This window comes from Burkholderia glumae LMG 2196 = ATCC 33617 (assembly GCF_000960995.1).
Classification (GTDB): Bacteria; Pseudomonadota; Gammaproteobacteria; order Burkholderiales; family Burkholderiaceae; genus Burkholderia; species Burkholderia glumae.
On sequence record NZ_CP009434.1, the window covers coordinates 112,773 to 126,004 of the forward strand.

Sequence of the window (13,232 nt, forward strand, 5' to 3'; positions counted from 1 at the left end):
TCCGCCCAGCATCACTCGACCTCCGGCAATGTGCCGTGTGGTAGCGGCATCGCGGCATGTTTGGCCGCCGCGATCGCGGCCGGCGGCAATGGTGGCGGCTGGAGTGGCAAATTCGTGGCCGAGAGCTTCGGCCCCGCCTTCGTCGCGCCCGTGACGAAGATCCGGGCGGGCAGCGTGTAGTGCCGCAGTTCCAGCACCTCCAGCGGCCCCGAGCCGACCTCGCTGCGCAGTTGCACGCGCAACGGCAGCCCGAGGCTCGTGTCCGGCGTCCAGCTCAGCAGATAGCGCGCGCTGTCCTGCTGCGAGACTTTCGCACGTTCCAGCAGCCGGATCAGGCCGAACCGGCCCTGCGAATCGAGCGCCGTGCGCAGCCCGCCCTGCTCGGTCTGCCATTCGATGTGCGACAGGTTCTCCAGCGACTGCCCGGGCCACTCGAACGGCGTCCATTCCTGCTTCTGGTTGAAGTAGCGCAGCTCGCGCCCGGACAGCACGAACTTCATGTCCGTGATGCCCGGCGTCGGCTCCGGCCGCAACTCGTATCGCAGGTGCGCGTCCCCGGACGGGAACAGCATGGTCGAGACACGGGTGAGCTGGTTCAGGCTGGCGAGGAAGCCGGGATCGATCGTCAGCGCACCGTGGTCGGCCCCCTGCACCGCCACCCATCGGTCACCCTGCCGCTCGACCACGCCGGCAAGCTGAGTGGTGACGAACTGCGCGATCACGCCGTTATCGGGCCGCATGAAGCGCGCCATTTCGGGCAGCGACGCGTCATTGTCGGAGTCGGCGAACGGATAGCGGCCGCCGAAGGTCCTGGTCCAGTCCGCCACGATTGCGGTGCGCCACATGTCGTTCAGGCTCGACGCCGCCGGCTGCACGACAACTTGCCAGGCCTGGTCGAACGGCGCGCGGAACAGCTCGCCAAACCCGGACCACTGCTCGCCCAGGCTCGCGGCGAGGCGGCTGGCGTAGTCGCGGCTCTCGGCGATGTCGGACGTCCTGCCTTGCAGGACCGCCTGCGCCGCCTGACGCGCCATCGCGTCCGGATCGGCACCGGAGACGATCTGCGAGGCCTTCAGGCGCATGGCGGTAACGCGCTCCAGGTATCGTGCGAGGCTCAAGTCGCCGGTCGCGGCAAGCGGTGCGGCGGCCTTGCCGCTCGCAGCTGCGCCTAGCACCAGATCGCTGCCGGTCAGGCGCAGGATCGGCCCGAACGCCTTGGCAAGCGGCGCGAGCGGCGGCTGGGTCTGCTTCGACGGATCCTTCTCGGCGCCGCCGACGAGCTGCTGCGCCTTGCTGATCAGATTGTCGGCGAGCGACTGCGCATTCGCGCCGGCACCCGCCTGGTAGACGATCGCGTTCATCAGCGCGACGAGCGGCGAGCGTTGCGGGTCGCCCAGCAGCGTGAGCTGGTCGGCCGTGGCGGACAGCGTCGGCGCCGCTTGCCAGCGCAGGCTGTTGAGGAACAGCGCCCAGGCCCGTCCATAATCGTCGAAGTAGCGCTGGCGCAGCTGGGCCTTCAGCCTTGACGGTGCGGACTGCGTCGCCTTGACGTCGGAGAGCACCCAGTCGCCCGCCACGTTTTGCTGCTCGCTCGCTTTGTCGATCGCTTTCGAAATCCGCTCGTCCCAGGCGGCGCGTGTGAACACACCCGGCACGGCCGCCGTCGTATCGAATAGGCCCCGGCTGGTCGTGTCGCCCAGCAGCGTCGCGAGCGAGACAGGCGGATACTTGGCCTTCGCGTCGTCGAGGATCTGCTGATAGACCGCATCGGTCGAGTTCTGGATGCCGCGCACGCCGATCACCGTCTGGCGCGTCGAGGCCACCAGCCCCAGATCCGGCGCCATCGCCTGCCACCTTCCGCGGCCCAGATGATTCGCCAGGAACGCGATCGTGTGCTGGCGCAGGTCTTCCCACGCCCCCGACGACAGCGGCGAGTTCGCGGGGCGCACGGGCGCGGCCGTCGCGACGAGTTGCGGAGTCAGGAATGCGGCGACCGCCCGTTCTGGCCTGGCGAGCATCAGGTAAGCCTTCAGCGTGTCGTAGACGGCCTGCACCTGCGCATTGCCGCCGCTGGCGATCTGGGCATCCGACAGGGAGGCAAGCTTGCGCAGGCGCGCCTCGAGCTTCTGGCGGATCGGCGCCACGAGGATGCGGCTCGCCGCATTGGCATAGCCCGGCCATAGCGCATCGAGCAGCGCGCCGTCGCGGTTCAGGCCGAAGCGCGTGCTCCACGGCGCGCCGTCGCGCTGATGGACTTCGAGCGTATCGATCTGCCGGTCGAGGCCGTTGAGCGCTTGCAAGGCCTGCGTGCGATCCTGAACGGTCGACAGCCGCGCAATGGTATCGGCCACGTTCCGGATCGTTGCACGGTTGACGAATCCCGACAGCATCGTGCCGGCGATCCAGCAGCCGACCAGGCCGGTCGTGATCCAGGCCGCTGTCGTCGACGGCGAGAAGCCGACGCGGCGGCCGTGGATTCTGCGGCTGTGTTCGGCGACGGTCTGCCAGATCGTGCGATGTCGAGGTTCACCCGCCGGCTCGTCGTCGTTTGCGTCGGTGGGCAACAACGGTGCCCGCTCCCGTTCCTCGACGAGCGGTGCGAAAAGCAGCCCGTGAATCGCCTGCCGCCAGATGCGGGATTGGGCAGTCTGCAGCACCAACCCGGACAGTGGGCCGTGCAGCGTCGAAATATGCTGCGAGAGCTCGGCGGGATAGCGGTCGGCGGCATCCTTCGCCAGCCGCACGACGCCGGCATCGGCCAGGTTGTAAGCGAGGTCTTGCAACGATGCGTCGATCTGATCCGCGCTGATGCGCGCGTTCGCCCACGTGAACCCGATCGCCTCGTCGGGACTCGACGTTTCGCTGCCGAAATCGGTGACGTTGAGCAGATACGCGGGCGCGGCCCAGCGCAGCGCGCGGGCATGGCGCGCGAGCTGTTGGGCAAGCGCGTCGGTGTCGAACGGAGCATTGGCTGAACTGCGATTGCACGTCACGACCACGATCGCGTCGACCGGACGACGGCGGCGCAGGCGGCGGATTTGATCGAGCCAGTCCGTTTCGAGTGTGTCGCGGGTTTGCTGCGCGTACAGCAAGACCGCGTCGCCGGTAATCAGATACCCGGCCTCGACGAGTCCCGGCGCCAGGCGTTTCACCAGCGGCACGTCACCGGCGACGAGTACCCACCGTTCGCGATAGCGCCAGCGCCAGAAGTGACGGTCGGCAAGCAATTGCTTGAGCGCCGCTGCCCGCGACCGTGCGTCGTCCGGTTGTGCGCCGGCCGATGTGGAACGATCGAGAAGTCCCCGGTCGCGCGCCCATTGTTTGACAGCCCGCCATGCAATCGCGGGACGGGAGGAGTCGCTGAAGCTGAATGCAAGTAGCAGTACGACGAACACAATGCACAGCACAGCAATTGCCGGGCCGCGTTGCTCGGCCGATAGACCCACCCACTGCGGCCTCGACCAGATAATCAGCCCGGGCAGAACAACGCAAAGAATGCTACCCAAAAGGTCGATCTTGAATTTTCTGTTCATGCTGAAGCGAGCGTGTTATTTAGTTCGTGGTCGCCCTTGGTCACCACGGCAATGATGGTATGGTCTTCGTTGCGTTGGGCGACAAGCTGAGGCGTCGCCGAACTCGCTGCGCGAAGTACGGCACAGGTCGCTGTGAGCCACCCGGCTGACAGCCCTGCTCGCCCAACGCTGCGGTCGAGGTCAATTTCGGGCAGCGGTTCATTGCGCGGTTTGCCGCCACCGACGTGGCTCATCGCCGTATGCAGCGGTCCGACCGTTTCCCCATCAAACCCGGTCATCCAGGCCGACTCCAGTGAATCGAACTTGGCGTAGCCCCAGCGAAGGGCATAAGTCAGCGCATGTATCAGGTTCTCATTGCCAGACCGCAACGGGCGATGAAGCGAGGCAATAGGTCGCAACTTGTACCTGGCAGTGAGAGCTGTGGATGCGATAAGCAGCCCAATGCCGGCCTCCGCCGTACCCTCCGGCGGGTCTTCGTTGAGTACGGCGCTGAGCGAAACGGAAATCAGCAGGACGGCGGACCGGTCCAAAGGTGACGCTCCATCGCAGCCGTCGAGCCACGTGTCGACAGTCATCAGCCCGAGCGGCGCAGGAACCCGCTGAGTACGCGCGTCCCTCAAATTATGGTTGCGCCATTGCGCTTGCCAGAGCTCGACGAGGTCAGCGTTCCCGACATAGTCCGACACGTCGAGCAGGACGCGAAGCGGAACCTCGGCCGGCAGCGGTGTAATGGACTCAGTCAGATCGACCAGTAGCTTGTCGTAGAGCCATTCGAGAATCAGCGTATGGCGTTCTGCCTCGTCGGCGGCCAGGCGTGCGTCTATTGGCTGAAGCCACCGTGCAGCGACCGAGTCATCGACCGAGTGGTCGGAGGCCCTGGCGTCAAGTGTCATTGTTCGATCGGCAATATTCGCAACGCCATTCTCGGCATCGTCTTCCGTCACGCGTATCGCCGCTCCCAGGATGCGGAGCGGGATGCTTTCCTGCGTGAACTCCTGCTCGGCAAATTGTTTGCACGCCGCGTTCCACGCGAGTGCATCGAGACGACGCCCCTCGTAGACGCTGAAGACGCGTGACACAACGAATCCGGCGATGCCGGTCGGATAGACCGTGATGCAGATCCAGAACCACGGCGAGTGAGTTGACTCGCCTGCCGGCCAGAGCAGGAGCACTGCAAAGATACCGAGTAGCGTCAGCACGAAGAACACCACTGTCCAGACGAAACGAGACGGCGGCGTATCGGGAACCCGCTCTTCTGGTGGAAGATTGTCGAAGTCGAGCGCCATCGTTCAGCGGCGTCCGCTGTTCGGAAGTGAGGAAATCAGCCGGCACCCGCATTCGCACGAATCATCGTGCTGTGCGACTTCCAAACCATCGTCGAATGCGCCGGACGTGGCGGTACCGATCCGGTTGTCACCGTGCTTCGGGCAGGTAACGGGATCGTGAAGCCGAGCAAGGGCCTTGCCCATGAAATTCCGGTGTGGGGAACCGGATTCTACCTTTCCGCCACCTGTGTGGCTGTCGCCAACGCGAATAATGCCTGGCATATTAATCTCCCCTATAAACGTCGCTGAAGCAGCAAGCCTGCATACACCGCATCCCCGCAATCGATGTTTTGCACGCAGTGTTGAAGATCACTTTGGAACCACCATTCGATAAACCGTACCCAGGTCGTGTGAGCCTCCTGCGAACGTGACGCCGTAAAAGTAGCCATCCTTTCCGACCACGAGGCGTTCTTTGCTCGGACAGGTGCCGTCGACTGACGTGGCTCCGAAGGAGTACAGCGACGTCATCTCGCCATGCGGGCTCACGCGGTAGAATTGGCCCGCCGAATCGTAACCAATCTTGTTGGTCCCGCCGGAGCACGTTGTTCCATAAAGGTAGCCGTCACTTCCGACTACAATCGATGAAGGGCCTACGCCTATCGAACTCGCCGGTGGAAATGAATACACAATCGTGTATTTTCCGCTAGGCGAAAACCGGAAAATTGTCCCACTACCATTTTGTCCACCGACGGCAGTCGTTCCATACAGACTGCCGTCCTTCCCTTGTACAACGCCGGTTCCAGGGTTCTGGCCGTCATCGTCGAACACGGCGAAGGAATGCAGTACCGTGAATTCCCCGGATCGGCTTAACCGATACAGCGTTCCCCGATTCTCTTTGCCCCCGGCCCTTGTTGTACCGTATAGATTCCCGTCAAATCCGAGTGTAAGATCGCCTCCCGGTTCGGCACCATTCCGCTTATCTGGCTCGAAGAAATGCAGCACCGAGAACTCGCCTGATCGGGTGATGCGATAGACCGCGCCGCTGTCGGAGGGACCACCGCGTATCGTTGTGCCATAAAGGGTTCCGCCATGATCTTCCACAAGAAGGCTATTGGGCAATTGCGGTTCGGATTGCTTTACTCCAAACGTGTGCAGAATGGTAACTTTCCCTCCCGGAGTAAGGCGAAACAGTGTTCCAGTCTTTGTGTGGTTCTTATCGGTGTGAGTTGTTCCATAGAAATTTCCGTCCGAGGCCTGAAACACACCGTTAATTGGCTCAGCAGCGTCGACGTCCGGCTGATTAAACGAATAGACAAGCGACACATGCCCATCTTTCGTCATGCGAAAGATGGCGCCGAAACGGTCAGTTCCCGCCTTCGGTGATGTCCAATACAAGCGGCCATCATCAGCTTCCGTCAACCGTCCATCAATGGCAAGCGCAGAAGTATCCAACCGGTCTGCCCGTCCGTACGAACTGTCGATATTCATCAAGACAGATTCTCCAGGCGGCAGAGTGCTTTTGCAGGCAGTCAGCATCGCGCTGCCACTGACTGTAACGACGAGAGCGGCAATGACCATGCAAACACGGCGGTAGCCACTCATTTTCTGTCGTTCGGACAGCGAGGCATCGGTGGAACGACGGATCTGAAACGTGTGGTCGTCCCAAACGCGATGAATGCCTGACCAACGGCGTTCGCTGTCCGGCAACGAGGAAATCAGGTCGCATGTGCATTTACACAGATCGTTGTGTTGTGCGATCTCGATACCATCGCCGAATGGGCCGGACATGGCGGGTGCGATTCGACTGTCCCCATGCTCCGGTTCGGTGACGGGATGATAAAGACACGCAATTGCGTGCGTCATGAAAGAGCGCGCTGCTGAGTGCACCGGTACAACGCCGCCCGCAGTGCGTCTATCACCGATTCGAATGATGCCTGCCATATTGCTCCCCACGTTGAACTGCTGCCGCCACTGAGCTTTCGATAACGGTGTGCTATTGAGACGCGCTCAAAGACGACCCGATATCCGGGGGGGGCGGCGTCATGGCATCGCTAACCTGCCTGATACGCTCCGCAGCCTTTTCGTCGCGTTTGCGCTGCTTTTCCTCCTTGGCGTAGTCGCTTACGCCGAAGGTATCCGTTGCGCGTGTCTGGAAGTAGAGAGTCGACGACAACAAATGGTCGTGCCAGCTCGTCAGCATCGTGTCGTGAACCAGCAGATCGAACAACGCCATGACCTTGGGAGGAAGCGGATTGGACCCGTTCAGGCCCATCTTCCATGCCTGCGCAAGGGCCTCCTGCTCGGGCGACATCATCATTGCCTGGATCACGCCGACACTAAAGTCCGGGTCCGCATCCCAGGGCAAGTCACCGCTCTGGGCCATATCCTGCATTATTTTGACAGACCTCCGCAATCCAGCCTGTTGGGACTCGCGAGACATCATGTCCTGAGATTCCCGCTGGATGCGCTCCCAAATACCTTCTGAGGGGCGACGCTTTTCGATCCCCGCGTCGCGGCCGGAAACCATCTCCGGCAAGATCGAGTCTTGCCAACGTGCCAGTGCCTTGGCGAGCGTCGCACTGTCCGCTGGAGGGTTCTGATTTCTGAGCGCGATGTAAGCGGACTCGGCGTCCTGGTTTTCCTTCAACAGTGCGCGATGCTGTGCATCCAGCGTATCGAAGCGGCTCGTCACGGTTGAACGGAATGCGGGAGACTGATATCTCACCGCCATCCAGCGCAGGAACACCTGCATGTGCTCGAGGAAATTCAGTCGAGCGACTTTGGGAACGATCTCTTGGTATGCTTCGATCAGTTCTCCGATTTTGTACGTTGTTTTACCGTCGGAGAGCGGGTGGGCGAGTGTGAATTTGGCAAAGGTATCAGGCTTGTACTTGAACATATCTTCCATCAAATCAAGCACAATGCCATGCGTGATTGCCTCATGCAGCATATCGCGCAGAACCACGCGTTGCAGTTCGGCGCGAGCGCCCAGCGTACCCGCTGGCGCTCCACCAGTAATGTCTTCGCTGGTTCCGGGATAGAGATACTGAAGGCCTCGGGTTTTCTCGAGGCTATCGAGGCGCTGGTAGAAGCGTAGTTCATGAGCGGCTGCAAAATGCACACACCGCTCCACCGACTCAGGCACGGCAAGCTTTTGGTCGCCGTAGTTCTGCTTGATCATGTTGAGAGCTGGCACCATGCTCAAGACCTTGTTCTCTTCCATCAGCGACGACACGGCGTCGAGTAACCCGAGAAACTTGATCTCGATCGGTACGACTCTCTGGTTTGGGTCCTTCGGATCGACATACGCGAGCTTATCCGCGCTCGGATGCTTGTATTTTTCCGTCAGTTCGTTTGCCAGAGCCCGCGCAAGCACTGCGCCGCGGTCCGCTCCGAAGATCGAGACCTGAATACGCTGGATCTTCGGCATCTTCAATTTCGTGTCTTCGATGGCTTTTTCGAACTGTGTCTTCGCGGCGGCGACGCGAACCTCGACGCCGGTTCCGAGCAGCCGCGCCACCGCACGGTTGTCCCTGCACCACGGAATGAAATCCAGCGCGACGCCAATGAACACCTCTTTTGCAGTGTCCCATCCAACCTTCATCGGATTTTTCTTGGCGTCGTACAGAATTGCGCGCGCCGCGGCCCGTGCCCGTCGCACCCAGCGATCATCGTGCGCCAGCGTCAAGACGCGCCCGACGTTTTTCGGCACGGACGTCATTTTTCCGACCAGATCGTTGAAGGATTTGACGACCGGGCGGTAGGAAAAGTCCTCGAGTCCTTTCTTCACGCCGTCACTAAGAGCGCTTTGCGGCTTGACCGCCAGACGGTCGACGCCAGCCACCTTCTTTCCAATATCGACCGCTTTCTTCTCCGCGGCCGTGGCGGCCTCCTTGCCCGCCTTCATGACGGCCGAAGTCACCAGTCCTTCCCGAGCTTCCTTGTTCAGATCAGTGCCAAGGCCGGAATAGTAGAAGCGATACCAGAACTGGTTTGGTGTTTTCTCTCGCCGCCTATCTTTGTTATCTCGATGCGCCTCCCACAGGCGGCAGATATTCGAGTATCGAGACGTCGCAGGATCATCGTGATCGCGGTGCCGGCCAAATCCGTCGAAGAAGAACCCGATATGGATCACGGCACCGCACGGAATACAAGCGTCGGTCGGATATGCTCTCCGCTTTTCACCGATTGCAGTCTGCACGTCTATTGATGTCCGGTCGGCGGGATCGAGTTGAGTCGTGTCAGCCATGGTCGGCTCCTGTCAGTACATGCTCAAAATGGTTGCTCTTGATTTCCTGAACGACGGTATCGGGCAGTTTCTGAATCGCAACGCCGAATGCACCGGGTTTACCTTTTGTTTCCTGAAGGATGCGTTGCACGGCTGGATGCTCGTCAAACTTCGGGTTGACGAGCAGCGTGTAGTACACGTATTGCTCCAGATCTGCCGAGTCAGTCAGCCGGTATTTCAGCCAGCCTTGCGCCGCGACGCGTGCGGTTCGCCGAAACGCAGAAGCCTCATCAAGCCCGTCAGGATTCGCCGCTTTCCCATATTTTGTTTGGAACCAGTAATCGACCGCCGAATAATCAATTCGGCTACCACTAAGGTCATCCCGGAATTCAAACTCAATGTGATAATCCGGGTAGAAGTGCACAGCCAGCACCACCTCCCCGGCACCGCCAGAGATCTTCGTCTTGGGGAAATGCACCTGCGTTGTCTTGTGAATTTTCTTGATAGGCGCGTAAATGTTCTTAATCGCTTCATCAGCATCGTAAATTTCCCAGTCGACCGTGAAGTCCGTTCCTTTCAGCTTGTAGCAGCAGCTCAAACTGCCCTCACCAGCACCGGGCATGAGATCCCCTCCACCGCTGGCAGTGTTGCCATATTTGTCCCGAATCACGAATTTGGTGAGATTGAACGGGGTGTAATTCATCCCTTCCACACTGATCCCGCTATAGACCGGTTCCGAGGAAAATGCGTCGCAGCCCGCCAGTGACAACGCCACGAACAGGAGAATTATCCGTTTGATCACGCTCATCATGTTTAGCTCGCTTGTGAATTGGGCTGTTCGTGCATGCGGGAAGCCTGGCGCAGTACCTCACGATCGATGCCGGTCAAGGCATCGCGGTAAGTAATCTCGCCTTGCATCGCGCGTGTTAGCCGCTCCTGGATGAACGGGTGTTCGTCAAACCACGGCGAAATTACAAGTCCCTTGGAAACATAGTTCAAGAGATCCTCGTCGTTGGCAATGCGGTATCGTGCGGCTCGTCCAAGCTGTTCAGACACACGGTGAAACAGTGTCGTGTCCGATACGCTGTCGAGGATCGCGCCATACATTTCTCGCAACTGCATCGCCAGCTTATCGGCCCGACCGAGCTGGAGCAGGTTCGTATGTTGTTCAACTGTCAGACATTGCTCTTCAGGGAGAGCGGCAACCCCGACAGCAGCATCGTTGCGCCAGACAACGTGGTTCATGTCTCGATCGCGATACCTAAGCTCTACGCACGGCGAGAGAAATGCACGCGCCTCTTCCTCGGCCCAGATTGCGCGCAGGCGTTCAAGGATGCGATTGTCATAGAAATGCAGAAAGAACGCGCGCTTGTCTGGGATTGCGTATCTGCAGTAATGCCGGAAGTGCTGACTCAAGGAATCCAGTGTCAATGGTGAGCAGATCCACGTCAGCATGTGCCCTTCGAGTCCCTCTTTCCAGAGGCGCCGGACCAACCGACTCTGTAGGTCGCGTGGGTCGCTGAATGCAATCCGATCAATCTGAATCAGATACGGCGCGATGTCCGTGTAGGACTCGAGCACGGATTCCTGCCACAGGGATACCCAGGCGAGACCCGGCACCTGGGACAGGAGCTTGTCGACGCCAGGGTTGGCGCGAGAATCAATGAGGAGGTAGAGCTTTGCATGCTGCTCCTCGTCCGAATGAATTTCGAACTGCGCCAGCAGACGCTCGCGCCAGTTTTCCCAGGCAGACTCCACTTCCTGGGCCGAAGTCGGGCTCGTGGGCTCAGACATCATGCGACCTCCGTCATCGCTTCGACACCGCGGTGAGCGTCCAGCAGGCATTCCTTGCACGGCCCGATCGGCATTGCCGGTAGGGGAACGGACAGATTGCCCGGTCCGGTCCAGTGAAAGTTCCCACACTTGAGCGTGATGTCGCCGGGGCAGCCCAGTTCGATGTTGCCTCCGTCAATCTTGATGTAGGCTCCACGACTGGTCAGCGTCAATGCACCGCGGGACGCTGCGACGATCGATCCGTCAACGCTGTTGAAATGCAGGTCCTTCGATGCAGACAGCGCCATGGCGCCAGTGCGGGCTTGCATGATCACGTCCTGCTTTGCGGCAATGAGTCTCATACCTTGCGCCTGCGCGAAAAGCGCTACCTGGCGACCAGCCGCCACAGTAAAATTCCGCATGGTCCCGACATCGAAGTTTCCGCCCGCAGTGGCGATGAGGTTCTGGTCAGCGTTGACCTGCAGATGCTCACCTGACGTGAGTCCGATGCCCGATGGAGCGCTCACGAGAATGGCTGCCCGCTTCAGGCCATCAAGCGCTTCCGTATAGAGCGCTTTCTGCTTCTGCAGTTCGGCTACCGTGGCTTCCGCCGCCTGGACCGCCTGGGTCAGGGACTCCATACGTTCGATCGCCCGCTGCAACTGCTCCTGGGCTCCTTTCATGTCGAGCTGATGTCCCGATGCACCGGTCTGAGCTTCGGTGGTCAGCAGCATACCCCGCGGCCCGCGTGCCGTCAGATGCCCGTCGGTACGCAATTCAGCCCCCTGTCCGCGTTCCTTGCGGTCCCCATCGACCATGTGCCCGAGATTGAGCTCACTGGTCTGGAACGGCGTCGTCAGGTGGATGTGCTCGACGTTTTCCTTATCCTCCATCCGCAGCTCGTTCTGTGCGGCGGTGCGAACGATGTTGCGGGTGTGATTGAGGTTATTGACGAGATCCGGATGCAGGCTGTCGTGCATGGCCCCGATGATCACGGGCCGGTCCGGATTGCCATCGGTAAAGACGATGGCGACTTCCGCCCCGTCGATCAGCGGGAAGTGGTGCCCGTAGCTGTCCCCACTGTACGGCTTGGCAAACCGCACCGGCCGGCTCGTACCGCCCGGACTCCACTCGTCGAGATCGAACGGCAGCTTGATCACATACCAGCCCTGCTCGGTCAGGTACGCGTATTTGTAGTTGCCCGGCGATGTAATGCGGGCCGGCAGGATGCCGTCAATGGCCGGTCGCTTGATCGAGGCGATCGGCGTTCGATACGCGCGATCGGACGGAATCCCCTCGAAGCTCACCCAGTACGATTGGCTACGGCCGCCGCTCGATTCCACCGCGGTGATGAAGATCCCGTGCTTCGCGTCGGCCTGGACCGGCTCGACACGCATGACTTCGCCCGCCTCCAGCCAGAACGGATTGCCGGTGCCCTTGAAGGTGATCTGGTTCGCCAGATACGCCTCATGGCGCCGGCGGGCGATCTGCCTGCCCTCCTCCGGCGTTTCGTAATGCTCGCCCCAGCGGTAGTCGACACCGTTCGTCGACTTGTCGGCACGCGCGGCGTTTTCCTCGACGAGCAGCGATACGCCCGCCTCGCGATGGTTGTAGTCGTGCAACCGCACGGCTTCGGGTACGCGCCGGGTCCGCTTTTCTAGCGTCTTGATCGTGTCCGCGCCTGAGCTCTCGAGTCCGGCGTCTCGCAGGTAAGGCACCGTGCGCTGTTTGCGTGCATAGGCATCGAGATCGTCGCCGAACACGATCACCGCGTGATCCTTCTTCTGCTCCCAGCGGAACCAGATGCCCTCCTGCGCACAGAGGCGCTGGATGAAGGCAAACGTGGTCTCGTGGTACTGCGTCACGTATTCGTGCCGCTTGTACTGGTGGCGCAGTTGGAACACGAAGTCGACGCCGACGCGGTAGCCGTAATGGCGCAGCGTGTCGGTCACGATTTCCTCGATCGACTGCTTCTGGAACAGCCGGCTCGTCACGCCCCGGTGCAGGTCGGCGAGCACCGGCTCGAGCCGCACCCGGTAGTGCGTCTGGTCGGCCGTCGTGGCGAATTCATCGAATTCCGTGATGATGCCGTGGATGGTGTGCGCGGGCGGCATCTTGCTGAACTGCTCCGCGTTCTCACCGAACATCTTGCGCAGGTAGCCCATGTTCGGGTCAATCGGAGCGATGGTGAATCTCGCGGGCCGGCCGACCACCTGCTCCATCGGGATGCCCGCTGCCGGGCTGGTGAACTCGATGTCGTAGTGATACAGCTCGCTCACGGCGTCCCGGCCGCTGAACTCGAGCACCGAGAACGGCGCCGGATGCGGTGCGAGCTTCAACTCGTAGGCCTGGGTAGGCAGGATCGACGACATGCGGAAACTCCGTTGAGCAGGCACAAATACGAACCGCACCGCCGGAGCCTTCATGGCCCCG

General features: G+C 60.9%; 8 protein-coding genes. All 8 read right to left on the minus strand.

Going from position 1 to position 13,232, the window contains the following annotated elements; genetic code table 11:
* Positions 1-11 precede the first annotated feature (11 nt).
* The 8 genes from KS03_RS01970 to KS03_RS01995 all read right to left on the minus strand — a co-directional run bounded on the left by KS03_RS01970 (position 12) and on the right by KS03_RS01995 (position 13,171).
* The gene (locus tag KS03_RS01970; RefSeq protein ID WP_088499491.1) at positions 12-3,533 is read right to left on the minus strand and encodes an ImcF-related family protein; all 3,522 of its coding nucleotides are present in this window, start codon (positions 3,531-3,533) and stop codon (positions 12-14) included.
* Positions 3,530-4,819, minus strand: coding sequence for a hypothetical protein (locus tag KS03_RS01975; RefSeq protein ID WP_012733089.1), 1,290 nt, complete (start codon positions 4,817-4,819; stop codon positions 3,530-3,532). The genes KS03_RS01970 and KS03_RS01975 overlap by 4 nt, the downstream gene beginning before the upstream one ends.
* A 3-nt stretch (positions 4,820-4,822) precedes the next feature.
* Positions 4,823-5,080, minus strand: coding sequence for a PAAR domain-containing protein (locus KS03_RS29340; protein WP_012733088.1), 258 nt, complete (start codon positions 5,078-5,080; stop codon positions 4,823-4,825).
* 87 nt (positions 5,081-5,167) lie between these two features.
* Complete coding sequence (locus KS03_RS29345) at positions 5,168-6,739, minus strand: choice-of-anchor tandem repeat GloVer-containing protein (RefSeq protein WP_012733087.1); 1,572 nt, start codon at positions 6,737-6,739, stop codon at positions 5,168-5,170.
* A 52-nt stretch (positions 6,740-6,791) separates the two neighbouring features.
* A complete protein-coding gene (locus KS03_RS01980; RefSeq protein WP_012733086.1) occupies positions 6,792-9,047 on the minus strand; it encodes a DUF2235 domain-containing protein in 2,256 nt (751 codons plus the stop codon).
* Positions 9,040-9,837: a DUF3304 domain-containing protein gene (locus tag KS03_RS01985; protein WP_012733085.1), complete on the minus strand. Its 798-nt coding sequence runs from the start codon at positions 9,835-9,837 to the stop codon at positions 9,040-9,042. The genes KS03_RS01980 and KS03_RS01985 overlap by 8 nt, the downstream gene beginning before the upstream one ends.
* A gap of 2 nt (positions 9,838-9,839) precedes the next feature.
* Positions 9,840-10,823: a DUF4123 domain-containing protein gene (locus KS03_RS01990; RefSeq protein WP_017432667.1), complete on the minus strand. Its 984-nt coding sequence runs from the start codon at positions 10,821-10,823 to the stop codon at positions 9,840-9,842.
* Positions 10,820-13,171: a type VI secretion system Vgr family protein gene (locus KS03_RS01995; RefSeq protein WP_012733083.1), complete on the minus strand. Its 2,352-nt coding sequence runs from the start codon at positions 13,169-13,171 to the stop codon at positions 10,820-10,822. The genes KS03_RS01990 and KS03_RS01995 overlap by 4 nt, the downstream gene beginning before the upstream one ends.
* Positions 13,172-13,232 lie beyond the last annotated feature (61 nt).